The 24225-nt window shown below is 58.9% G+C and carries 21 protein-coding genes; 12 read left to right on the forward strand and 9 right to left on the reverse strand.

What is annotated here, in order from left to right:
• Nucleotides 1-14 precede the first annotated feature (14 nt).
• The 8 genes from ACCQ13_RS02360 (at nucleotide 15) to ACCQ13_RS02395 (ending at nucleotide 9971) form a co-directional block, all read left to right on the forward strand.
• Nucleotides 15-800 carry an ABC transporter permease gene (locus tag ACCQ13_RS02360; protein WP_167526814.1) on the forward strand — a complete coding sequence of 262 codons (786 nt, stop codon included), beginning with the start codon at nucleotides 15-17 and terminating at the stop codon, nucleotides 798-800.
• Entirely contained in the window at nucleotides 797-2083 is a 1287-nt protein-coding gene (locus tag ACCQ13_RS02365) for an ABC transporter ATP-binding protein (protein ID WP_159406563.1), read from the forward strand. Before ACCQ13_RS02360 ends, ACCQ13_RS02365 begins: the two co-directional genes overlap by 4 nt.
• 39 nt (nucleotides 2084-2122) lie before the next feature.
• The gene (locus ACCQ13_RS02370) at nucleotides 2123-4411 is read left to right on the forward strand and encodes a methyltransferase domain-containing protein (RefSeq protein ID WP_223214395.1); all 2289 of its coding nucleotides are present in this window, start codon (nucleotides 2123-2125) and stop codon (nucleotides 4409-4411) included.
• A 48-nt stretch (nucleotides 4412-4459) separates the two neighbouring features.
• A complete protein-coding gene (locus tag ACCQ13_RS02375; protein WP_159406564.1) occupies nucleotides 4460-5521 on the forward strand; it encodes a glycosyltransferase in 1062 nt (353 codons plus the stop codon).
• Between the two features lie 20 nt (nucleotides 5522-5541).
• The gene (locus ACCQ13_RS02380) at nucleotides 5542-7290 is read left to right on the forward strand and encodes a glycosyltransferase (RefSeq protein WP_159407914.1); all 1749 of its coding nucleotides are present in this window, start codon (nucleotides 5542-5544) and stop codon (nucleotides 7288-7290) included.
• A gap of 47 nt (nucleotides 7291-7337) precedes the next feature.
• Nucleotides 7338-7925 carry a glycosyltransferase gene (locus tag ACCQ13_RS02385; RefSeq protein WP_223214396.1) on the forward strand — a complete coding sequence of 196 codons (588 nt, stop codon included), beginning with the start codon at nucleotides 7338-7340 and terminating at the stop codon, nucleotides 7923-7925.
• A 77-nt stretch (nucleotides 7926-8002) separates the two neighbouring features.
• Nucleotides 8003-9037 carry a GDP-mannose 4,6-dehydratase gene (gene gmd / locus ACCQ13_RS02390; protein WP_012439287.1) on the forward strand — a complete coding sequence of 345 codons (1035 nt, stop codon included), beginning with the start codon at nucleotides 8003-8005 and terminating at the stop codon, nucleotides 9035-9037.
• The gene (locus ACCQ13_RS02395) at nucleotides 9021-9971 is read left to right on the forward strand and encodes a GDP-mannose 4,6-dehydratase (protein WP_159406565.1); all 951 of its coding nucleotides are present in this window, start codon (nucleotides 9021-9023) and stop codon (nucleotides 9969-9971) included. Before gmd ends, ACCQ13_RS02395 begins: the two co-directional genes overlap by 17 nt.
• A gap of 284 nt (nucleotides 9972-10255) precedes the next feature.
• Here the strand turns inward: ACCQ13_RS02395 and ACCQ13_RS02400 are convergent, their stop codons facing one another.
• The 7 genes from ACCQ13_RS02400 to ACCQ13_RS02430 all read right to left on the reverse strand — a co-directional run bounded on the left by ACCQ13_RS02400 (nucleotide 10256) and on the right by ACCQ13_RS02430 (nucleotide 17527).
• On the reverse strand, nucleotides 10256-12304 hold the full coding sequence (locus ACCQ13_RS02400; RefSeq protein WP_159406566.1) for a hypothetical protein: 2049 nt from the start codon (nucleotides 12302-12304) through the stop codon (nucleotides 10256-10258).
• Nucleotides 12304-13620, reverse strand: coding sequence for an NAD(P)/FAD-dependent oxidoreductase (locus tag ACCQ13_RS02405; protein ID WP_159406567.1), 1317 nt, complete (start codon nucleotides 13618-13620; stop codon nucleotides 12304-12306). The genes ACCQ13_RS02400 and ACCQ13_RS02405 overlap by 1 nt, the downstream gene beginning before the upstream one ends.
• Nucleotides 13617-14042, reverse strand: coding sequence for a GtrA family protein (locus ACCQ13_RS02410; protein WP_223214397.1), 426 nt, complete (start codon nucleotides 14040-14042; stop codon nucleotides 13617-13619). Before ACCQ13_RS02410 ends, ACCQ13_RS02405 begins: the two co-directional genes overlap by 4 nt.
• A complete protein-coding gene (locus ACCQ13_RS02415) occupies nucleotides 14039-15007 on the reverse strand; it encodes a glycosyltransferase family 2 protein (protein WP_223214398.1) in 969 nt (322 codons plus the stop codon). The genes ACCQ13_RS02410 and ACCQ13_RS02415 overlap by 4 nt, the downstream gene beginning before the upstream one ends.
• Nucleotides 14991-15692, reverse strand: a complete 702-nt coding sequence (locus ACCQ13_RS02420; protein ID WP_159406568.1) for an NAD-dependent epimerase/dehydratase family protein — start codon at nucleotides 15690-15692, stop codon at nucleotides 14991-14993. Before ACCQ13_RS02420 ends, ACCQ13_RS02415 begins: the two co-directional genes overlap by 17 nt.
• 144 nt (nucleotides 15693-15836) lie before the next feature.
• Nucleotides 15837-16781 carry an electron transfer flavoprotein subunit alpha/FixB family protein gene (locus ACCQ13_RS02425; RefSeq protein ID WP_159406569.1) on the reverse strand — a complete coding sequence of 315 codons (945 nt, stop codon included), beginning with the start codon at nucleotides 16779-16781 and terminating at the stop codon, nucleotides 15837-15839.
• A complete protein-coding gene (locus ACCQ13_RS02430; RefSeq protein WP_159406570.1) occupies nucleotides 16781-17527 on the reverse strand; it encodes an electron transfer flavoprotein subunit beta/FixA family protein in 747 nt (248 codons plus the stop codon). Before ACCQ13_RS02430 ends, ACCQ13_RS02425 begins: the two co-directional genes overlap by 1 nt.
• Nucleotides 17528-17749: 222 nt before the next feature.
• Between ACCQ13_RS02430 and rfbB the strand changes: the two genes are divergently transcribed.
• From rfbB to rfbD, 4 genes are read left to right on the forward strand one after another with little or no spacing between them, the layout of a single operon-like run.
• Nucleotides 17750-18805, forward strand: coding sequence for a dTDP-glucose 4,6-dehydratase (rfbB, locus tag ACCQ13_RS02435; RefSeq protein ID WP_159406571.1), 1056 nt, complete (start codon nucleotides 17750-17752; stop codon nucleotides 18803-18805).
• Between the two features lie 59 nt (nucleotides 18806-18864).
• Nucleotides 18865-19752 carry a glucose-1-phosphate thymidylyltransferase RfbA gene (gene rfbA / locus ACCQ13_RS02440; RefSeq protein WP_159406572.1) on the forward strand — a complete coding sequence of 296 codons (888 nt, stop codon included), beginning with the start codon at nucleotides 18865-18867 and terminating at the stop codon, nucleotides 19750-19752.
• A 29-nt stretch (nucleotides 19753-19781) separates the two neighbouring features.
• Nucleotides 19782-20306 carry a dTDP-4-dehydrorhamnose 3,5-epimerase gene (rfbC, locus tag ACCQ13_RS02445; protein WP_372372399.1) on the forward strand — a complete coding sequence of 175 codons (525 nt, stop codon included), beginning with the start codon at nucleotides 19782-19784 and terminating at the stop codon, nucleotides 20304-20306.
• On the forward strand, nucleotides 20303-21211 hold the full coding sequence (rfbD, locus tag ACCQ13_RS02450; RefSeq protein ID WP_159406574.1) for a dTDP-4-dehydrorhamnose reductase: 909 nt from the start codon (nucleotides 20303-20305) through the stop codon (nucleotides 21209-21211). Before rfbC ends, rfbD begins: the two co-directional genes overlap by 4 nt.
• Before the next feature lie 108 nt (nucleotides 21212-21319).
• Here rfbD and ACCQ13_RS02455 read toward each other — a convergent pair whose 3' ends face one another.
• Both ACCQ13_RS02455 and ACCQ13_RS02460 read right to left on the reverse strand, forming a co-directional pair.
• Nucleotides 21320-22723: a mannose-1-phosphate guanylyltransferase/mannose-6-phosphate isomerase gene (locus tag ACCQ13_RS02455; RefSeq protein ID WP_159406575.1), complete on the reverse strand. Its 1404-nt coding sequence runs from the start codon at nucleotides 22721-22723 to the stop codon at nucleotides 21320-21322.
• Nucleotides 22724-22769: 46 nt separating this feature from the next.
• On the reverse strand, nucleotides 22770-24116 hold the full coding sequence (locus tag ACCQ13_RS02460; RefSeq protein ID WP_274392041.1) for a phosphohexomutase domain-containing protein: 1347 nt from the start codon (nucleotides 24114-24116) through the stop codon (nucleotides 22770-22772).
• Nucleotides 24117-24225: the final 109 nt, after the last annotated feature.

A 24225-nucleotide genomic window follows, 5' to 3' on the forward strand; every position in this document is an offset into this window, starting at 1 on the left:
TAGCAACGTTGGACATGATCCGGTCCGTATGGGCCTTCCGATACTTCATCCTGTCGTCGATCAGGAATGACCTGCGTCTACGCTTCCTGCGCAGCAAACTCGGCGCATTGTGGATGATCATCCACCCGCTCATGCAGGTGCTGATCTTTGCGACGATTCTTTCCGAGGTGCTGGCCGCGAAGCTGCCAGGCGTCAACAACAAGTTTGCCTACGCGCTTTACCTGATGGCTGGAACTCTTTGCTGGAGCATGTTTGCCGAATGTATTGGGAAATGTGCTTCATTGTTCGTCGACAACGGCAATCTCATGAAGAAGCAGGCATTTCCTCGCATCTGCCTCCCGCTCATTGCAGGCGGTACCGTCATGGTCAACAACTTGCTGCTGTTTTTGGCGATCATCGTCGTTTTTGCCATTTTGGGTCATACTTTGGGGCTGCAGACAGGGTGGCTCCCGCTACTGATGTTGTTGACGTTGGCATTTGCCATGTCAATAGGATTGCTGCTTGGGGTCTTCAATGTGTTTGTGCGCGACATTGGTCAGGTTGTGCCGGTTGTTCTGCAGGCGATGTTCTGGGTGACGCCTATCGTTTACACCATTGACATCCTACCCGCGCAGACCCAGGAACTGTTCAAGCTCAACCCGCTGTTCCCGCTCGTCAGTGCATACCAGGGAGTCCTTCTTTATGGACGTTCCCCGGCATGGATTGAGCTTGTCCCTCTCATGCTGGCGACTGTCGTAATGTCCGCCCTTTCGTTGGTCATCTTCCGCCGCGCAAGTGCCGAAATGGTGGATGCCCTATGAGCCCGGTACTGATGGTTGAAGGGCTGGGAAAGTCTTACCGTGTCTGGGGTAGCGAGTGGCTACGCGCTGCCAGCTGGTTAGGCGTGAAGGTCAAGCCGCGAGAAGAGCATTGGGTCCTGCGGGATGTCGGGTTTTCAGTCGCTCCGGGTGAGTCGATCGGGATCATGGGGCGCAATGGCGCTGGAAAGAGCACGTTGCTCAAGTTGATCACTGGCACTTCGCAACCCACCGAAGGGCGAATTGTCCGGTACGGCCGTATTGCCGCAATTCTTGAACTCGGCATGGGCTTCAATCCGGACCTGAGTGGCCGCGAGAATGCCAAACATTCGGCCGGGCTGATGGGCTACACGCTGGAGCAAATCGACGAGGTGTTGCCCGAGATACAGGAGTTCGCCGAGATCGGAGAATATTTCGATGAGCCGGTGCGCACCTACTCAAGCGGCATGCAGGTGCGCGTCGCATTTGCGGTGGCCACCGCATTCCGGCCCGATATACTCATCGTCGACGAAGCCTTGTCAGTGGGTGACGCGTATTTTCAGGCGAAGTGCTTCAAGCGAATCCAGTCTTACAAGGACGAGGGTATGACACTCATCCTGGTCAGTCACGCGGTCGGAGATGTTGTCAAACACTGTGATCGTGCCATTTTGATCAAGGACGGTAGTGTTCATGCGGATGGTCCGTCGCGAGAAGTATCAAATCTTTATCTGGACGAGTTGTTTGGCAAGAAGCCAGCATTGCTTCAAGCGAAGGCCGATGACGGACCGAGCCAAATGCACGCTGGCGATGTGGATATCTTTCATACACGCCCTTACTACAATGCGGGGGAACACCGTTGGGGGCAGGGAGGCGCGCGAATTCTCGATTATGTCGTTGTCAGCGGCGGGGAGGAGTTTCCTGCCCGCGTAGAGAGTGGCACCAAGACAGCGTTTTACGTCAAGATCGCATTCGATCAGGATTTTGACAGCGTGGTTCCTGGGTTTTTGATAAAAACACTCGAAGGTTTATTCCTTTACGGAACCAATTCCTTCCTTTCCAGTGAGGGGCGCGTCGGGATTTCGGTAAAGGCCGGGCAGGTAATCGTTTGCAAATTCAGCACGCCTCTAGACCTCAATGAAGCTAACTATCTCGTATCACTCGGCATTTCCAGTGGTGACCCTCTCGTAGAGTTGACGCCGCTGGATCGTCGTTATGACGCCATTGTGCTGAACGTCGCAAGAGGAATGCAGTTCTGGGGGATGATGGACCTCAAGGCCGATTTCGAAATCGTAGAAGCGTTGTCATGACGGCGTCAGGATCTACCATCACATCAGAGAACATCAGTCATGACTGAAATAATGCATATTGGCGCGCGGGTGGCAGCTCTGCCTGAGAAGTATCAGCCGATTTTCGGACACCCCGAGCTTTCGGAGGGAAGTTCGCGCGGCTGCGAAGACAGGTTTGTGCTGATTCGCGAATGTGCGCAACGTCTCCAGGGAGAGCTTGGTCGCGCACTGCGGGTGCTGGATCTCGGCTGCGCCCAGGGATTTTTTTCATTGAGCCTTGCGGCCGACGGGCATCAGGTCCACGGTGTAGATTTTCTGGATCTCAATGTTGATGTGTGCCAGGCGTTGGCCCAGGAGCACCCGATGTTCGCTGCGTCTTTCGAGCACGGCACCGTGGAAGACGTTATCGCGCGGCTTGATCCAGATCAGTACGACCTTGTCCTGGGGCTGAGTGTCTTCCATCATCTGGTGCATTCCCAGGGAATTACGCGAGTGGCCGGATTATGCCGCAAGCTCTCTGAGGTCACGGACGCCGGAATCTTCGAGCTGGCATTGCGTGAGGAGCCGCTGTACTGGGGGCCCTCTCTGCCACACGACCCCGCGGAGCTGTTGACCGATTATGCTTTCACCAGATTGTTGTCGAGGCAGGCTACCCATCTGTCTTCGATTTCCAGGCCGCTGTATTTCGCCAGCAGCAAGTTCTGGTACGTGGGTGAGGCTGTCGGCAGGTTCAGTTCCTGGTCGGGTGAGGCGCACGCCTATGGACGAGGAACGCATCAGTACAGCAGGCGCTATTATTTCGGCGACAAGATGTTCGTCAAGAAGATGACGATGGGCATCGGTGGTCGCGCCGAAATCAATTGGCAGGAATTTAATAACGAGATCGAGTTTCTCAGAAATCCTCCTGTATCGTATTCCGTGCCAAGGCTGATTGCGGCCTTGGACGATGCATCGGATTTGTTCCTCGTCAGGGAGATGGACGACGGACGCCTGCTTTCGGAGTTAATCGATGACGGCTCTCCCTACGATCCGGATAAAGTGGTCTCCGAGTTGCTTGAGCAATTGGTAATGCTCGAGCGCGTGGGTCTCTATCACAATGACGTGCGCTGCTGGAATGTTCTGATTACGCAGGAAGGCAAGGCCATTCTGATCGACTACGGCGCCATTTCTGCCGAAGCCACCGACTGCTCCTGGCTCGGGGATCTGTTGTTGTCTTTCCTGATTACGGTCAAGGAAATCCTGCAGCGTCGCATTGTCCCGGCTAGTCCCGGTCGGGAGCCAGCCCTGGACTTTATGATGCTTCCGCCGCGTTATCGCAATGCATTCATCCAGGCATTCGGAAGTGATCAAGCGCGCTGGACGTTTGCAGAGCTCCAGGAGTGCCTAGCGCGTTCCGAATCCGTCGCGCTACGTGCGCCAGAGTGGACTTCGCTTTACAGCCACATGCAACAGGCGCTGCTGAGCTACAACACACGCCTTGGGGCGCTCTATACGCAGAACGAGCATGACCGTGTTGAGCTTGCGGCACGCGCATCCTTGATTGAGCGCCTGCAAGTAGGTGCTCAGCAGGCACAGGACAAGCTTGAAACCCTTCAGCTGGAAGCAGAGGCGGCCGAAAAGCGCTACCGCGATCTGGAAAAGGTGAGTAGCGAACTGCAGGAGTGGGCGAAAGATCTGGAAAAGCGTACTGTTGAAGCCGAGGACAGGGAGAAGCAGCTCAATAAGGTAATGGCGGATCGCGAGGCCGAGAGCGCAAGGCTCGTCTCGCAGATTTCGGTGCTCGAGTCGGAGCTGGAAGAGCGTCAACGGGTTCGTGAATTGTCGGAGTTGCTTGCCGCTGACCTCAGTCGACTGGTTGAGGAACGCGATGGGATGCAGGTCAGCATGTCGGGGATGGAGCACGTTAACGCGCGGCAGCAGTCCACCATCGACGAACTGCAGGCGAAAATTGTTTCTCTGGTTCAGCGCGTCGATAGGTCGGAGACTGCCGGCGCCACGGACGCACGCAGGGTGAAGGAGCTGCAGCTGGATCTGTCCCATCGCTTGAAGGCCCTCGAGGACGCACGTAGCCGCATTCGTGAACTTGAGTTGGCAGTGGATATGCTGGAGGGCCAGATCGGAGAGCTTCATACGAGTCGCTCATGGCGTGTGACAGCACCTTTGAGATGGGTCACCATGAAAGTGACCAAGCGTGGCAGACCTCTCGGGGTTCATGCGCCACAGCGGCTGGAGCGCACAGAGCCTTTGCTTGCGGAGGATGAGGTGGCAACGCCAGCTGATGTTGCAATCGACAAGCAGCTGGCAGCGCTGGATCAGTTGGGTAGCCGGATCAGGAAATCGAAGAAATAAGGACAGGGATGCCATGTACCGGCAAGGACATCATGAAGGGGAATGTAGGTGAAGAGAGTTATTGTGCTTGGCGCGCAGGTGCCATTTGTCAGAGGCGGCGCGGAGCTGCTTAACGAAGAGCTTGTCAAGCAGATCAATCTGTGGGGCAAACAGCGCCAGGTCGTCGCAGAGCTGGTGCAGTTGCCTTATAAGTGGTACCCAGAAACAGAAATTCTGTCTTCTATGCTCGCATGGAGATTGTTGAATTTGAACGAAAGCAATGGTCAGAAGATCGACCTGTGCATTTGCACCAAGTATCCGACCTATGCCGCCTCGCATGCCAATAAGGCGCTTTGGCTCGTGCATCAGCATCGGGTGCTCTACGACCTAGAACGCACGCGGTTCGATCAGCCCCACCTGACCGCGAAGGATTCGGCGGTGCGTGATGCCCTGCGGGCCTCCGATAGCGAGCTGCTGGCGGAGATCGAGCCGCGCTACACCATTTCTCAGACGGTTACCGACCGTCTGCGGCAGTACAGCGGTCTAGGCTCCGAGGTTCTCTATCCGCCGTCGAAGCTGGCGCCATTCATTACCTCGGGAGACTATGGCGACTACGTGTTGTGTATCGGTCGTGTTGAGCTGATGAAGCGTCCCGACCTGCTGATTCGGGCCGCGAAGCATGTACCCCATGCCAAGGTGGTCATCGCCGGAACCGGTACCAGCGAGTATGCCCACTCTTTGGCACCGCTGATTCGCGAGCTGGGCCTGACGGATCGTGTCCAACTTGCAGGTTTCGTGGAAGACGAGAAGCTGCTCGAGCTGATTGCCAACTGCCGTGCGGTCTTCTACTCGCCGGTGGATGAGGATTACGGATTTGCGACGTTGGAAAGCTTCGCCGCCTATAAGCCGGTCATCACAGTTGACGATAGCGGTGAAGTGGGCAGGATCGTCGAGTCCACCGGCAGCGGTTGGGTCACAAGTCCTACGCCAGAGGCGATCGCTGAAAGCCTGCTTGATTGTTATGAGAAAGGACCGGCGCAACTTCGTGCATTGGCCGAGGCTGGACAGCACATGAGTACCTCCATTACATGGGATCGCGTGATAAGCAATCTGGTGGAGGGCCGACTTTGAGTACGCCGTTTCGCATCGCGATGGTTGGGCCGCATCCTCCGGAGCGCTCAGGCATTGCCGAGTACACGGCAGGCCTGTCGAATTTGCTGCGTGACCAGGGGATGCAAGTTGATGCATTTACCCTGGAAGATCTTACTCGCCTCGGGGTGAGCGTCGCCATCGGCAGATTGCTTAACGCAGATGCGATCGTTTACCAAATGGGGAACCACCCGGTGTTTCACGGCTGGATGCTGCCCTTGATGGCAGGAGCGCCGGGGATCGTGCATTTGCATGACCTCGTATTGCATCACATGGCTGCCGGGGTGCTCAACGACGAAGGCCGTCTACTCAACGGCGACTATCTGAATCTGCTGGATAAGTGGTGCTCGGTCACTGATGTCCGGACCGCGAGTCTGGCGCTTCGTAGTGGATCGCCTGTATGGAATCGGGAAGACGTAGTGCGTTTCCCGCTGCACCAAGTGGCGACAAAGCTGGCCACCGAGGTGGTGGTTCATTCACAGTATGCGGCCGATCGCGTCAATAGAGATTTTCCCTGGCTTCCCGTCACGGTAGTGCCACAACTGTATCCGGTCGTTGCTCCGTACCGCGTCCGCGACGGCCTTCGTACCATCGCACTATTGGGCGGTGGACAGGCCAATCGCCGTTTCGACTGGGTCGTGCAGGCACTGGCGATGATCGACGCCGATCTGGATAAACCCATCACGCTTGAGATTGCCGGCCAGGTGGAAGCGGCCGTACTCTTACAGTTGGAAACTCTTGCCGACCTGCGCAACGTGCGATTGGTCAACCACGGTCATGTCGATGATGAACAGTTCTGGAAGATATTCGAGCGCGCGGATCTGATGATAGCGTTGCGCCAACCGACGATGGGCGAGGCTTCGGCAGTCGTGTGTAAGGCAATGCAAGCTGGCCTTCCGAGCGTCGTATCCGATCACGGGTGGTACGCAGAACTGCCCGCTTCGGTCAGGAAGCTCGCGCCGGACACGGAGTGCCCGCAGGCCCTTGCCGCATTGCTGCGCCAACTGGCAATTGACCCGGTAGCTTACGCCGCATGGGCTGAAGAGTGCTCCGATGCAGCAAGGCGGCCGGCGCTAGATCCGTATGTCGCTACCAAGCAGTATGCACGCCTGCTGAGACGGCATCGTGTCGTCTCCGATTTCAAGGATCTGGTTGCCGATGCAGTCGTGAGCCTGAAAGTCGAAATCGACTCGCCGCTTGCCGAAGAGTTGCATCGAATTGACGTGCTGAGCAGCCTGCGTGGGGACCGCTGGGTTAACCCAGCCCTGGCAGCATTGAAGGATCAAGAACTGGATTCGCATGCGCGTGTAGTGGAGGCAACAGTGGGACCCTATCCCTACAATGAGCCACTGCCGGAAGAGGCCTTTCAGGGGCAGGCTGTCGTTGATGATCAGGGGGTACCGGTTGTCGAACCATCCAGCATGGTCTCTTTGCGTGTCGAATTGACCAACAACAGCGCATACTCCTGGTCCAGTCCGCTCGGTCACGCACTGCGGCCGTTCGGCATTTACCTCGGACACTTCTGGATTCATGCAGAAACACCGACGGCAGTAGCCGAGCAGCCTCGTCATTTTATTCACGATGCGGTTGCGCCGATGTCTTCTGCAGTCCAGGATATCACCGTCCGCGCTCCGGCAGTTGCAGGTGACTATTACCTGGAGATTGATCTAGTCCAGGAGTCGGTTTGCTGGTTCAAACGCCGTGGCTTCTCACCGGCCCGACTTCTCATTCGAGTAGAAGCCGCTCAATAATGAGCGGCGCACTCATCCACCACAGGTCCTTATCCATGAAAAGTAGTATGAAATCTCCTGTCTCCTTCGGTTCATTTGCAGTACTGGCAACGGTAATCGCGTTCACTGGCTGCTCAAAGGCCCCGGAAGCAGAACAGCCAGCGAAGGCCGAGCCACAGCAGGCTGCCCAGACTACCGAGGTCGGCGGTATGTCGACTCCGCTGACGCAAGAGCAGGTCGGCGCACGCTACGCCATTGCCTCGGAACCGGTACTGGTCAATAACGGCGAACTGGTACGGATTGTGGTGTCTGTCATCAATTCGGGCAAGGTCGCGATCAACTCCAAGGGCACACTGCCGGTCAATCTCGCCATCTCCCTAGTGGATGATTCCGGCAATTTCTCGAATCGAGACTTCCTGCGCGCTCCGCTTCCTGCCGAGGGCATTCCTGCGGGTGGTTCCGCTGAAGTGGTCGCAGATGTACCCAGCCACGCAGTGATTGGGAAAACGCTGAGATTCGGCCTCGTTCAGGAATCGGTGGCGTGGTATAGCGACTTCAAGGTGAATTCGCTCGACTATGGTCCCCTGACTTCGTGCCAGGACCAGGGCAAGGAAACGGTTTGCGTTGCAGGCGGAAAGCCTTTGGCCACGCGCTGAGACTCGACGATCACAGGAAAGAGCCGCATTGAGTCTCGGCTTGATTCCGGAATTTATAAGTAACCAAGAGAGGGATGATGAAAACTGCATTGATTACCGGCATTTCCGGCCAAGACGGTGCCTACCTGGCCCAGCTGTTGTTGGATAAAGGCTACCGCGTGTTCGGCACATATCGCCGTACTAGCTCGGTCAATTTCTGGCGAATCGAAGAGGTGGGAATTGCAAACCATCCCAATTTGCACCTGATCGAGTACGACCTGACCGACCTTGGTTCGAGCATCCGTATGCTTGAAAGCACCGGCGCCACCGAGGTATACAACCTGGCGGCCCAAAGTTTTGTGGGCGTGTCGTTCGACCAGCCCACGACGACCGCGCACATCACCGGCATCGGCCCGGTTCACCTGCTGGAAGCCATTCGACAGGTGAACAAGGACATCCGGTTCTACCAGGCCTCGACGTCGGAAATGTTCGGCAAGGTGCAGGCGGTCCCGCAGATCGAAAGCACGCCGTTCTATCCTCGCAGCCCTTATGGCGTTGCCAAGCTGTATGCGCATTGGATGACGGTCAATTACCGTGAGAGCTATGGCATCTTCGGTTCCAGCGGGATTCTGTTCAATCATGAAAGCCCGCTGCGCGGCCGCGAATTTGTGACACGCAAGATCACCGACTCGGTAGCCAAGATCAAACTTGGACGGTTGGAATGCCTGGAGCTGGGCAATCTGGATGCCAAGCGCGATTGGGGTTTTGCGCGCGAGTACGTGGAAGGGATGTGGCGCATGCTTCAGGCCGATGAGCCGGATACCTTTGTTCTGGCGACAAATCGCACTGAAACCGTCCGTGATTTTGTCAGCATGGCCTTCAAAGGCGCCGGGATTGACGTCGAATTCCGCGGCAAAGATGCAGATGAAACTGCAGTGGATGTCGCTACCGGCAAGGTGGTGATGCGCATCAATGCGAAGTTCCACCGCCCTGCAGAAGTGGACCTGTTGATCGGCGATCCTGAGAAAGCGACTCGCGTTCTCGGCTGGAAGCCTGAAACTACACTGGAGCAGCTCTGCCAAATGATGGTCGAGGCCGACCTCAAGAGGAACGCGCATGGCTTCTCGTTCTGATCTGGACGGTAAGCGCGTTCTGGTCAGCGGAGCGTCCGGGTTCACCGGACGCTATCTGACCCAGGAACTCAGAGAGCAGGGCTGCACCGTGATCGGAGTTGGAACCCGTGCGGAAAGTGCGGGTTCGGCCGTTACAGACGAGTTTCTGCCGATGGACCTGCGCGATGCGGCGGATGTTGCGCGCGTCGTTGCAGAGGTTGACGCCGACTACGTCGTTCACTTGGCCGCAGTGGCCTTTGTCGGACATGGCGAAGCCGACGATTTCTATCATGTCAATCTGATTGGAACGCGTAACCTACTGCAGGCGCTGGCCTCCGCCCAACGCCGTCCAGAGAGAGTGCTGATTGCCAGTAGCGCAAATGTCTATGGTAATGCGACCGAGGGCGTCATTGAGGAGTCGGTAGAGCCAGCTCCTTCGAACGATTACGCGGTAAGCAAGCTCGCCATGGAATATGTGGTAAGGCTGTGGCATGAGCGTCTTCCGTTGGTGATCACGCGCCCCTTCAACTACACCGGCGTCGGTCAGTCAGCTAATTTCCTGGTGCCGAAAATTGTTTCCCATTTCGCATCACGAGCTCCTGCAATAGAGCTCGGCAATACCGAGGTGTGGCGTGATTTTGGAGACGTCAGATCGGTCGTGCTGGCCTATCGGCAGCTTTTGCAGACACCTGATGCCGATGGACAAACCGTCAATGTATGTTCCGGGACTGCCAGTTCGTTGGGTGACATCATCACGATCTGCTCGGAAATCACCGGACACCGGATCGGTGTGCAGGTGAACCCTGCATTTGTTCGTCAGAACGAAGTCAAGAAACTGCTTGGCAGCAATGCGAAATTGCAGAGCCTGATCGGTGACTGGCGTTGCCCGCCGCTGGAAGACACGTTGCGGTGGATGCTTGAGAGTGCAAATCAAAGTAGCTCGGGAGTGGACTAAATCGTATAGCTAATAAAATAGCAAAGCCTCGCTCTCAGAGTAATACTGTTCACTTAAGCAACTGAGTCACGAAAATCCTATGCCAGACCTCTGGTATCGGATTTGTTTGTGCCTTTTCAACAGTAGCTGCTCGACCATAACGCGACCTGTTCAACCTGTCGACTCCCCATGATTCAACACCAGCTAAAATTAGCAGTCTGCGATTGATATTGGGCGCCGGATTCCGCGGGAGTTAATCTGCACAAGCAAGCATACACTAAGTTAAGAATTTAAAGATGTTTTTCCTAAAGTTTAGTCTTTATAATTGAATTTCTTTCAAGATTAATTGAGGTCAGATAAATCCCCAGCATTCTGTCATCTGATGACAAGCCGAGCTGAACAGGTGATGCTGGTTCATCATAATTTAAGTCAAGCTGAATCGATTTTCCTGAGGGCAGTTGCGGCAATGAAATCCTGAGTTCTTGGGGCTGCGTTGAAGACGCACTTAGCACCTTCTCCTGCCAATTCCCCCCGTTGACTCTCACATTTACGTGCATGGCACTTCTCCCTACTGCCCATAGAGCAGTAACCCGCAAGATCAATTCATCTCCTTCATTAGTCGTTCCCTGGAAGCGCAGTCTAATCTCCGAATTTTCGCCTACTGACCATATGCCTAATGGTTCAATTCGAGACCATCCATTTCCTAAGTAGGGCCGAAGATCTCTTGCAGCCAGAGCACGCGCGCTTGGAAAAAGCGGTGCTTGTGGTAGGTCTATCTTATTAACCAAAAAATACTGGGATGAAGAAGGAGGGGGGCCGATTTTTCTGGCAATTAGCTTCGCTGCAGTGCTTGAGGAAAATCCGCATGCGCCTTCTGGGTAAACAGTGATCTTGCTCGAATCACCTCCCGGGATGAAAAGTGCCTTTCGACACCTTGGGCCTAACACCAATGCGGGCCGAATAGGTGGTACATCCGCAACTCCGGCATTGCGCTCGAAAAAGACTTCCTCATTTGGACTCCAAATCCACGGCACATAGCCATAGATAAGTTGAGCTGCGCGGCTTGGAGTAAGAAAAGATTCTGGTTTGAGAGGCCAAGCAATCTTGATGCTGCCCATTGCCGCAAGCGTGATGGCAAGACTGATTATAATTTTTAGTGGTGAATTTTTTATTTTACCAATTTGTAGCAATGTTAACAAAATCAGTGGATAGAAAAAGCATAGGTACCAAAGGCCATATCGTGCTGGCCCAAACGTGCCGCCAGAATTAACGTTCGTGGTTGCGCCCTGCGCAAGCATCGAAATTAGAATGTAGACTGATATCCAAATCCAGAGCATCGGATGGCGCGGCAGACGAAACTGCCCACGTGCAACACCTGAGCTGACGGCCACCACGACCACGACCACGCCAAGCGGCCAATTAGGCAGTAGGCCGATATCTGGGTCAGATAAGTAGCGAAATGAAGATAAAATGTGCAGGTCTGATACCTGTGCACCACCATTTATCAATTGTGGCGTAATACTGCCAAACCGAGAAAAGTAATAAAATGGATGTAAAACGCCAATGGCAGGCGTTAGTGCTAGTGCGAGGACCTCAATAGCCGATAGTTGGTATTTTTTCGATTTTGTATGATTTATTAGGGCGAATGTGCTCGCCGCAAAAGCGGGGGCTGCGAAGCTGATGTTCTGAGAGGTAAGGATCGCTAAGAATAGTCCAGTAAATGCCCAGCGATGACGTAACGCGCAGGCCAATGAGGCGGTGGTCAACGTTATCGTGAAAAGCTCTGTATGAACTTTGTTGACGTACCATAGCGCGGGAGATGCGAAGAGGATCAACGCTGCGGCCAATCCTCCCCGCAAACCTTGTAACCCAAAGCACAGCAAAATTAGGCTCGAAACCAATACTGCATGCAATAGCATGTAGTGATCGTGCGGGTCTTTGCTAAGCCCAATCATTTGGCCGGCCTGCCCAATTATTGCTGCGGACGCGGGGTAAAACCAGAAATGGTTGAAATCCGTTCCGCCATTTACAGTTAGGCGCTTATAATAATCTTTGAGGTCATCAGCCGACTGAAGACCCCTTATTTTTTCTGAAATCCTTTGTTGCTCATATGCTGCCCATGTTTTCCCTTGAACATAGGGTCTGTGTTCAATACTAATTGCCATTTCCATCGCATAGTATTCAGATCCATCGCCCGTACGATCTCTCGAAAGACTACAAAGGATTGGGTAAAGCACCGCGACGATCAGCAGCCCAGCGACCAGATACAGCAAAGAGATGCGAATACGTCGCTGGTTGTCCGACATTTTCCGGCGCAAGTCATCCGTGCCCTGTGCAACGTATTCGGTAGTCATTAACGCCCATCCGAAGCCAGAATGTCGTTGGCCAGGTTCCTGCCTTCGCGCACGGCATAGTTGGTGCCGCGGTCTTCCGGATAGACCTGCGCCATGCTGGTCAGGTAGACATTGGGTAGCGGGGTCTTACGTCCCGGGACCAGACTCGAATAGTGCTTCTCGGCGATCGGCTGGGCATATTCGGCGCGCCATACATGTACGTCCTGAATCCAGCTACGATCGAACGCAGGAAACATCTTCTGTAGATGCGGCAGCGAGAAGTCGACCAGCTCCTGGTTGGTCATCGTGTACATCGGGTGGCTGGTCGGAAGGTACTTAGACAGATAGACGATATGGCGACCACCGTACGAACTGGCCGGCTCGAAGTTCGTATGCTCGATCACCCCGACGTACGGGAATCCGGGATCGTTGACATTCAGCCAGTAAGTCTCAGACAGGCTTCGGTCCAGCGAAAGCACCATGCACACATTCGCCAGGTAACGGATGCGCCGCAGCGATTGCAGGAATGCGTCGTCGGTCTTGCCCTGGAGCAGATTGGCGGAGATGGGGAAGGCGGTCGACAATACGACGTTGTCAGCCTGTACTTCGCCGTCTTCCAGCAGCACGCCGGTGGCAATGCCATTAGCGGTCAGTACCGAGGTCGCACTGGTACCAAGCCGAATTTCGCCACCCAATCGAACGATGGCTTCACCGAGTTTTTCAGCCAGCGCGGCGAAGCCGCCCCGATAATAGGCGAGCACTTCGTCGCCCGAGTTGCTACGGCTGCCGCCACGCAACACAAGCTTTTTCCAGAACCAGACCGCGGAAACATCGTCGGCCACATCGCCGAACTTGCCGACAAGCAGCGGATCCCATACGACCTTGTAGGCTTTCTCCCCACACAGGTCGAGCAGCCATTCCTTGGCACTGAGATTCTCCAGCTTCTTCCAGTCCTTAACCGAGCGGGCACGCAGGACCGCGATGCCAAGACGGATGCGATCAATGAATGGCAGGGCATCGAACCGGAGCAGGTCCATTGGAGTGCTGAGGCGATAGAACTGGTCCGCAAAATACATGCCGGTCCGGGTGGGGCGCAGCATGATGTTGTCGTTTGCTCCCAATTCTTCGATCAGCTTGAATATCTCGACATCGTTGTTGAACCAGTGGTGATAGAACTTCTCGAGGACCTGGTCGCCAACCTTGAAACCGCCTGCCAGGCCGCCAAGTTCATGGTCACGCTCGACGACCAGGATGCGCTTACCCTGCTTGGCGAGCTCGTAGGCGACAGATAGGCCGGCGAAACCGCCGCCGATGATCACAGTATGGAATTGGTTCATTTGCTTGAGATGCTCGCAGGGGATCGGAATGTAATGGCGCGATTGAGAGAAAATTGCAGGATTAGCACGACCACCAACGTGGCCAGCTTGGCCCAAAGCGGATTCCAGCCGAGGACCGACACCAGACCCCATAGCAATGCGCTGGAAACGAGGTAGCCCACCAAGGCCGTTGCAACGAAGAGGCCGAGACGCCGCATCGTTTTATCGTAGGTCTGAAACGTGAAGTGGCGATTCAGTGCGAAACTGAGCAGGGTGCCGGCAAGATAACCAGCTGCGTTGGCAAGTTGGTAGTTGACGTGCAGCCAGATCAGCCCGGTGTAAACACACAGGTCCAGGCAGACGCCGGAGCCCCCGCAGACCGCGTAAAGGACAAACTGGCGGATGCGCGGGTCCGCCAGCGCCACGCGCAGTAATTTCATCATGTGGCCCGTTCGTTATGTGATGGGATATTCGCGGTCGACTCAATCACTACTTGCGGCGTGGCGTTCACGTGCCGCAGGGCGCGGCCGAGGTATTCGCCAATGACGCCGATCGCAAGTAACTGGACGCCGCCAGTGATGAGCACGCAAACCATCAGGGAAGCCCAGCCGACCGGCATGGCGTTGACGGTGAACCGTTGAACGACAAAGACCAGCGCAAGCAGGAAGCCAAGCATGGAGACGGCAATCCCCATCAGCGAGGCAAGTCTCAGGGGAAATACCGAAAAGCTGGTGGCCATCTTCAGCCACAGCGAGATGGACTTGCGGAGGCTGTAACCGGACTGTCCGTCTGCACGCGCGTGATGGTCGATCTTGATGCTGGTGATTCTCGTCGTGGTAGTAAGAATCAAACCATCGAGATACACGTTGGGGCCGGTGAACTTGACCAGTTCTTCCCGGACTCCAGCGACCATCGCACGAAACGGCGACAGATAGAGTCCCTGGGGCTTGCCAAGCAGATACACCGCCATCCGGTCATTCAGTGCGCTTCCGGCTTTTTTCCACAACGCGTGCTGCTTGGAGTGGAAGCCTGCATAGCAGACATCGTAACCATCGCCGAGAGCGACAAGCAGCGCGGGAATGTCGTCGGGATTGTGCTGCAGGTCGTCATCCATGGTGATGATCTGCTGGCCGCGCGCTACACGCAGGCCGGCCATGATGGCGTTGTGCTGGCCTGCGTTCTTGCGTAGGTTGACCACCTTCCACCAAGGCCGCTCGCGCGCCAAGTCAAACAGTACCTTGCGCGAGTCATCCGGGCTGCAGTCGTTGACCAGGATGACTTCAAAGGAATCGCCGAACATGGCGGGCAGTGTCCGGCCCAGCTTGTCTGCGAGTTTTGGCAGGATCGACGCACTCTTGTAGACCGGGATAACGACCGAAAGTTTGCAGGTCTCAGTTGGCATTGTCATGGCGATGATATTTTTCCAGGAGGCGCCGCGTGTACCCGGGGCTTACGTCGATACCAAGTGTCGGTGCGACCCGCACCATGAGTGTGGCATCCGGCTGCGCCCCCCCGGTGCGGTCGACAATCTCGCGGCGCGCATGCATGCCCAAGATCGATTCCATGACGTCTAGCAGTGCCGGCATGCTGATGACCTCCGGCGGCGCCAGGCTGGCGCGCAGTTGCTCAGGCGCCCCATCCTGCAGCAGGTGCATGGTGATTGCTGCGACGTGCTCAACGTCTATCAGGCATCTCACGGCACCGGACCACATCGGGATCGGCCTGCCGCAGCGCAGACGGTCGGTCAAGAAATTGATCAGGTTGTGCGGATTTCCCGTGCGCCCCACCACTTGCGGCAAGCGCAGGATCAGATAGCGGCCGCCGCGATCGGCAACCAACTGTTCCATCCGCACTTTGTGACGAGCGTATTGGCCGCTCCCGCGATCTGGGTCTTCGATGCTGCACGTACTGAAATAGACGAAGGCGCCCTTGGCGGCCGCCAGCCGCTCCTCTAGCAGTTGCTGTTCGCGTGCATAGGCGGAGGGTTCGATCTCGCTGGAATTTGAGACTCCGGATGCGAATAATGTGGCCTCCAGTGTTTCAATAGCTTGAGCATCAAAAGCGGATGCAAGCAGTCCTCTACCGACAATCATGGGCGCGATGGATCCTCTGCATGGCGGGTGCAGGCCGATGCGACATGTCGATCCATGACCATCTCGCCTGAGCGGGGGTTGAACAGTTTACAACCAGAGCGACCGTTCTAGGAGACGATGCTAAGCAAAGAAGTGGACAGCGCTCTATGCGAGCGCCGTCTCAAGTTCCGGCAGGAGAGTGAAAAGGTCCCCCACCAACCCGATATCGGCAATCTCGAAGATTGGCGATTCCGCATCCTTGTTGATCGCCACGATCGTGCCGGCGTCCTTGATGCCGGTCAGGTGCTGGATGGCGCCGCTGATGCCGATGGCCACGTACAGTTCCGGGGCGATGATCTTGCCGGTCTGGCCGACCTGCAGCTCGTTGGGCACGTAGCCGGCGTCCACGGCCGCGCGCGAGGCGCCCACGGCTGCGCCGAGTTTGTCGGCCAGACTGTAGATGTGCTTGAAGTTGTCCGCCGAACCCACACCGCGGCCGCCAGAGACCACGCGCTTGGCGCTCTGTAGGTCAGGGCGGTCGGAGTTGCCGGCCGCCAGGCCGATGAAGCGGGTATGGGTGGGCAAGGTCGCATCGACCGTCACCGATTCGACCGCCGCGCTACCGCCCTTGGCCGCTTCGGGCCAGGACGCGCTGCGCACGGTGGCCACCACGATCTGGTCGGCCGGGGCCTTGACCGTGATGATGGCGTTGCCTGCGTAGATCGGGCGCTTGAAGGTGTAGGCGTCCTCGACCGTCATCAGGTCGGAGACCTGATTAACGCCGAGCAGTGCCGCAACCACTGGCATCAAATCCTTGCCGAAGGTGGTGGAGGGGCCGAACACATGGGTGTAGCCCTGGCCTGCCAGCTGGGCGATCTGCGGCCCCAGCACCTGGGCGATGGCGTGTTCGTTGGCGGCATTGGTCACGGTGAGTACGCGGGCAACGCCGGCCAGCTGCGCGGCCTGCGCGGCGACGGCGGCCGGGTCGGCTGCCAGCACGACCACATCGATGGACTCGGCCGAGATTGCCTGCGCGGCGCTCAGGGTCTTGGCGGTGGCCGCATTGAGCTGGCCGTTGAGATGTTCGGCAACAATGAGAACCTTGGCCATTACAACAACCCCTTCTGCTTGAGTGCGGCCACCAGTTCGGCGGCATCCTTGACCATCACGCCGCGGCTGCGCTTGGACGGCGCGGCATGGTGGGTGGTGGTCAGGCTGTCGTGCGCGTCCACGCCGAGGTCGGCGAACGCCAAGGTTTCCAGCGGTTTGCTCTTGGCCTTCATGATGTCCGGCAACTTGATGAAGCGCGGCTCGTTCAGGCGCAGATCGGTGGTAATCACGGCCGGCAGGTCGACTTCCAGCGTTTCCAGGCCGGCGTCCACTTCACGTGTGACCGTGGCCTTGCCGTCGGCCACCACGAGCTTGCCGGCGAAGGTCGCCTGCGGGCGACCCCACAACGTGGCCAGCATCTGGCCGGTCTGGTTGGCGTCGTCGTCGATGGCCTGCTTGCCCAGGATGACCAGGTCCGGCTGCTCCTTCTCGACCAGCTTGAGCAGGGTGCGGGCGGCGGTCAGCGGCTGGATGGCGGAGTCGGTGACCACATGGATGGCGCGGTTGGCGCCCATGGCCAGGCCATTGCGCAGGTGTGCGGCGGCGTCGGCCGGCGCCAGGGTGGCGACCACCACTTCACTCGCGATGCCGGCGTCGCGCAGGCGCAGCGCCTCTTCCAGGGCGATTTCGTCGAACGGGTTGGGCGAGAGCTTGACGCCCTCGGTCACCACGCCGGAGCCATCCGGCTTGACCTGGATGCGGACGTTGTAGTCCACCACGCGCTTGTAGGCGACGAGGATTTTCATCGTGTACGAGATCCTTCAGCTGTTGCGGGAAGGCCCGGCCGCGGCAGCAGGCTCGGGAGTGCGCCCATTCTAACCAGGGTGGGCGCACCATGCGATTGCGTATGGATATCGTGGCGCGGCACTCGCGTGGTGTCCGCTTAAGGTATGGGATTGCCTGGAGCGTATATCCTGTGCGGTTCGAGGAATGCAGTACGGTCCGTGAGCGATCAGGAGAAGTGGACAGTGACGACTTGGCTTGTAACCGGCGGTGCCGGTTTCATCGGTGGCAATTTTGTTCTTGAAGCGGTGGCCCGCGGAATTCGCGTGGTCAATCTGGACGCGCTCACGTATGCGGGGAATCTGAACACGTTGGCGGCGCTGGACGGCAATCCGGATCACGTGTTCGTCAAGGGCGATATCGGCGACCGTGCATGTGTCGCCGGCCTGCTGCAGGAGCATCAGCCGGACGCAGTGTTGAACTTCGCCGCCGAAAGCCATGTGGATCGTTCGATCGATGGCCCCGGCGCGTTCATCCAGACCAACGTGGTCGGCACGCTGGGCTTGCTCGAGGCGGTGCGTGACCACTGGAAGACGTTGCCGGACGCGCGCCGCGCGGCGTTCCGCTTCCTGCACGTGTCCACCGACGAGGTCTACGGCACGCTTGGGGAAACCGGTAAATTTACCGAAACCACGCCGTATGCCCCCAATTCGCCGTACTCGGCGTCCAAGGCGGCATCCGATCATCTGGTGCGCGCGTTCCACCACACCTACGGGCTGCCGGTGCTGACGACCAATTGCTCGAACAACTACGGCCCGTACCACTTCCCCGAAAAACTCATTCCGCTGGTGATCGCCAAGGCGCTGGCCGGCGAGCCGTTGCCGGTCTACGGCGATGGCAAGCAGGTGCGCGACTGGTTGTTCGTCAGCGACCACTGCGAGGCGATCCGTACCGTGCTGGCGAAGGGCGAAGTCGGCGAAACCTATAACGTGGGCGGCAATTCCGAACGCCAGAACATCGAGGTCGTGCAGGCGATCTGCGCGCTGCTGGACCAGCACCGTCCGCGCGCGGATGGCAAACCGCGCGCGAGCCAGATCACGCATGTCACCGACCGTCCCGGCCACGATCGCCGCTATGCGATCGACGCCTCCAAGTTGAAGAACGCACTCGGTTGGGAGCCGGCATTCACCTTCGAGCAGGGCATCGCGCAGACGGTCGAGTGGTATCTGAGCAACCAGGCGTGGGTCCAGGGTGTGCTGGACGGCAGCTACCGCTTGGAACGGATCGGCGCGGCAGCTTGACCCCTAGCCCCTCGCAAGAGCCCGCGCATCCCTGTGCGGACGTCCAAAGGAAACAGCGCATGACACAACGCAAAGGCATCATCCTGGCAGGCGGTTCCGGCACTCGCCTCTACCCGATCACCCAGGGCATCAGCAAGCAGCTGCTGCCGGTGTACGACAAGCCCATGATCTATTATCCGCTGAGCGTGCTGATGCTTGCGGGTATCCGCGAGGTGCTGATCATCAACACGCCGCACGAGCAGGCGCTGTTCCAGGCATTGTTGGGCGACGGCTCGCAGTGGGGAATGGATATCCAGTACGCCGTGCAACCCAGCCCCGACGGGCTGGCACAGGCCTACGTGATCGGTCGCAACTTCGCGGCGGGCAAGCCGAGCTGCCTGGTGCTGGGCGACAACATTTTCCACGGACATGGATTGACCAGCCTGCTGCAGCGTGCCGATGCGCGGCAGCAGGGCGCTTCGGTGTTCGGTTACTGGGTCAACGATCCCGAGCGCTATGGTGTGGCGGAGTTCGATGCGAGCGGCAAGGTCGTCGGGATCGAGGAGAAGCCGGCCGTGCCGCGCTCCAACTATGCCGTGACAGGGTTGTACTTCTACGATGGCAACGCGGCCGACTACGCCGCCGAGCTGCGGCCGTCGGCGCGCGGGGAACTGGAGATCACCGATCTCAACCGTCGCTATCTTGAAGCCGGCGCACTGCATCTGGAGGCGTTGGGGCGCGGATACGCCTGGTTGGACACCGGCACCCATCAGTCCTTGCACGAAGCGGCGAATTTCATCGAGACGATCCAGGCGAGGCAGGGATTGCAGATCTGCTGCCCGGAGGAGATTGCCTTCGGACAGGGCTGGATCGACGCGTCGCAGTTGCAGCGCCTGGCCGCGCCGTTGCTCAAGAACGATTACGGCAAGTATCTCCATGAGCTTGCGTTGCGAGGGAAAGTCCATTGAAAGTGATCGCGACCGATCTGCCGGGCTGCATGGTGATCGAACCGGCCGTGTTCGGTGACGAGCGTGGCGTTTTCTTCGAAACCTGGAATGCGGAGCGTTTCGGCGGACATGGCCTGCCGACGCACTTCGTGCAAAGCAACGTCTCCACGTCCGCCAAGGGCGTGTTACGCGGGCTGCATTACCAGTGGCCGCGTCCCCAGGGCAAGCTGGTGAGCGTGCTGGAAGGCGAGGTGTATGACATCGCGGTGGACATTCGTCGCGGTTCGCCCCATTTCGGGCGATGGACCGCGGTGCTGCTCAGTGCGAAAAACCGTCGGCAGGTGTGGATTCCGGAAGGCTTCGCGCATGGCTTCGCGGTGTTGTCGGAACGGGCATTGTTCAGCTATCTGTGCACCGACATCTACGTCAAGGAAGCCGATGCGAGCGTGCGCTGGGATGACGCGACGATCGGCGTCGATTGGCCGATCAGCAATCCGTTGCTGTCCGCCAAGGATGCCAATGCACCGTTCCTGAGCGATGTGCCGGCCGAGCGCCTGCCAGTCTTCGTGCCGTGACCACGCTGCTGTTCGGAGCCAACGGGCAGGTCGGTACGGAGTTGTTGCGTGCGCTGGCAGCCGATGGTCCGGTGCGGGCCACGACACGTAGCGGTCTGCTTCCTGATGGAAGCGCCTGCGAAACGGCGGACTTCGGCGTGCCTGAAACGCTCACCGCATTGCTCGATCAGCTGCAGCCTGCCTGCGTGGTCAATGCCGCTGCCTATACGGCAGTGGATCGCGCCGAGCAGGAGCGCGACAGCGCGCTGCGTGCGAATGCGCAGGCCCCGGGGGCCATCGCGCAATGGTGCGCGTCCAATGGCGTTCCCCTGGTGCATTACTCGACCGACTACGTCTTCGATGGACAGGGCGCTGCGCCGTATCGCGAGGATGCACAGACCTCGCCCTTGGGCGTCTACGGCGAGACCAAGCTTGCCGGCGAGCAGGCCATCCGCGCCTCGGGCGCGCGGCATCTGATCCTGCGCACCGCGTGGGTGTATGCCGCGCACGGCGCGAATTTCCTACGTACCATGCTGCGTGTAGGTGCCGAGCGCGACGTGCTGCGCGTGGTCGCCGATCAGATCGGAACGCCGACGCCGGCGTCCCTAATCGCCGATGTGACCGCGCAACTGCTGCGCCAGCGCAATACCGAAACATCCGGCACCTGGCATCTCACCGCCGCAGGGCAGACCAGCTGGCATGGCTTCGCCGAAGCGATCTTCGAAGAGGCGGTCAGTGTCCGTCTGTTGGCGCGAGCGCCGCAGGTCGTGCCGATCACCACGGCGGACTATCCAACACCGGCACGGCGGCCGGCGTATTCGCGGTTGTCGATCGAGAGGCTGCAAACCGATTTCGGCATCGCCTTGCCGGAGTGGCGTGCAGGCTTGCGCGACGTGATTGCCGAGTTGGCTGCCGGCAACCGGTAAGTTCGCCGCGTCGCTACGGCATCCCTCAACGCGGAAAGATAGGGCATAAAAAAACAGCCGGGGAATCCCCGGCTGCTTTCATCGCGCATCAGTCGCCTTGCCGAACCATCAGGCCCGCCCGTAGGTATCCTCAAAGCGCACGATGTCGTCCTCTCCCAGATAGCTGCCGGACTGCACTTCAATCAGTTCCAGCGGCAGCTTGCCCGGATTACGCAGGCGGTGGGTTACGCCGAGCGGGATGTAGGTGCTCTGGTTTTCGGTCAGCAGCAGCACTTCTTCGCCACGCGTCACTTCGGCAGTGCCGCTGACCACGATCCAGTGTTCCGCGCGGTGGTGGTGCATCTGCAGGCTCAGCACGGCACCGGGCTTGACGGTGATGCGCTTGACCTGGTGGCGCTGGCCCATGTCGATCGAGTCGTAGGCGCCCCACGGGCGATAGACCTTGCGGTGCCAGGTGGCCTCGGAGCGCCCGTCGGTCTTGATCCGGCCGACCACCTCCTTCACTTCCTGGATGCGATCGCGGTGACCGACCAGCACGGCATCCGGCGTCTCGACGACCACCACGTCTTCCAGGCCGACCATGGCGATCAGACGCGAGCCGTAGGCATAAGTATTGCGGCAATCCAGCTGGATCACGTCACCATGATGCGCGTTGCCCTGCGCGTCCTGCTCGGACACATCCAGCAGCGACGACCACGAACCGACATCGTTCCAGCCGGCATCCAGCGGGACCACGACCGCGTCGGCGGTCTTTTCCATCACCGCATAGTCGATCGAATCCGACGGGCTGGCCGCGAACGCGTCCTTGTCCAGGCGGGTGAAGTCGGCATCGCGCTTGCCGTTCTGCCACGCGGTCTGGCAGGCGTCGGCGATGGCGGGATGGAACTTGCGCAGTTCTTCCAGGTAACGCGAGGCACGGAACAGGAACATGCCGCTGTTCCAGTAGTACTCGCCGCTGGCCAGGTAGCCCTGCGCGGTTGCCAGGTCCGGCTTTTCGACGAAGCGCTCCACGGCCGATGCGCCGGTGCCTGCGCCAGCCTTGATGTAGCCGTAGCCGGTTTCCGGCGCGCTGGGCTTGATACCGAAGGTCACCAGTTTGCCTTGGGCCGCAGCGGCGGCGGCAACGGTCACCGCTGCCTGGAAGGCGGCCTCGTTGCCGATCACGTGATCTGAGGGCAGCACCAGCAGCAACGGATCGCCGCCATCGCGCGTGGCTTCCAGCGCGGCGACCGCAATGGCGGGGGCGGTGTTGCGGCCCTTGGGCTCCAGCAGGATGGCAGAGGGCTTGACACCCAGCTGCTGCAGCTGCTCGGCGGCCATGAAGCGATGCTCTTCGTTGGCCACCACGATGGGGGCATGGCCCGCAACGGGAGCGGCGCGCAGCCAGGTGGCCTGCAGCATGCTCTTGTCGCCGACCAGCGGCAGGAACTGCTTGGGGTAGGACTCGCGCGACAGCGGCCACAGGCGCGTGCCGGAACCGCCGGACAGAATGATCGGAAGGACGTCGCTCATGGGCGGGGGAAACTCCAGTGCGTCAAGGTGGGGGGAGAATGGTAGATCAGGCGCGCAACAAGTCGGAAATTTCCTGCGTACGCGTTTCCAGCAGGGCGGCATCGCCACGCGTTTCCACGTTCAGGCGCAGCAGCGGTTCGGTGTTGGAGCTGCGCAGGTTGAAACGCCATTGACCGAAATCGGCACTGATGCCGTCGGTGTAGTCCAGCTCCGGCGACAGGTCGGCGTAATGCTCCATCACCCGGGCCACCGCGGCCTTGGCATCGGCCACCTTGAAATTGATCTCGCCGCTGCAGGGGAACTTTTGCATGCGCGCCTCGACCAGGTCGGCCAGCGAGCGGCCGGACTGCGACACCAGCTCGGCGATCAGCAACCACGGGATCATACCGGAGTCGGCGTAGGCGAACTCGCGGAAATAATGGTGCGCGCTCATCTCGCCACCGTAGACGGCGTTCTCGCTGCGCATTTTTTCCTTGATGAAGGCATGGCCGCTCTTGCACAGCACCGGGATGCCGCAGGCTTCCTCGACCTGTTCGACCGTGTTCCAGGTCAGGCGCGGGTCGTGCACGACCTTGCCGCCCGGCTGCTTGGCCAGGATCGCCTGCGCCAGCAAGCCGACCAGGTAATAGCCCTCGATGAAGCGGCCGCCATGGTCGAAGAAGAAGCAGCGATCGAAGTCGCCATCCCAGGCAATGCCGAAATCCGCGCCATGATCCTTGACCGCCTTGGCGGTGGCGTCGCGGTTTTCCGGCAGCAGCGGGTTGGGAATCCCGTTGGGGAAGTTGCCATCGGGCTCATGGAAGACGCGCACGAATTCGAACGGCAGGTGCGGGGCCAGCAGGTCCACGATCAACCCGGCGCCACCGTTGCCGGCATTGACCACCAGCTTGAGCGGCTTGAGGGTGCTGCGGTCCACATAGCTGAGCAGGTGCTCCAGGTACGCGGTCTTGTCGGTACGGCTTTGTTCGCTGGCCGTGGGCGCGCCGGGCGCGGCGGTATCGGACGCGACCGTGTCGCGGATCGCAAACAGGCCGGTGTCCGAACTGATCGGGCGCGCCTGCTCGCGCACCAGCTTCATGCCGTTGTAGTCCATGGGGTTATGGCTGGCGGTGACCATCACGCCGCCGGCGGCCTTGAGATGATCGGTCTGGAAATAGACCTCCTCGGTGCCGCACAGGCCGATATCGATGACCTCCCTGCCACTGGCGCGCAGTCCGGCGGATAACGCTTCCTGCAACGCCGGGCTGGCCAGGCGCACGTCGTGGCCCAGGACCACGGGCCCCTGATCCAGCTGCGCCGCCAGTGCCACGCCGATCCGGCGGGCCAAGTCCTCATTGAGTTCATCCGGCACGCGGCCGCGAATATCGTAGGCCTTGAAGGCGGGTAGCGACATGGGCAATTCCTGAAATGGGGGACACAGGAGTCTAGCGGCTGCGCCGTGTCTTGGGTGTGGCGGAACTGCGACCAGGGACAGGGAACGCTCAGCAGATAGAATGGCCGCT

The sequence above is a fragment of the Xanthomonas sp. NCPPB 1638 genome, assembly GCF_041475635.2.
Lineage (GTDB): Bacteria > Pseudomonadota > Gammaproteobacteria > Xanthomonadales > Xanthomonadaceae > Xanthomonas > Xanthomonas cucurbitae.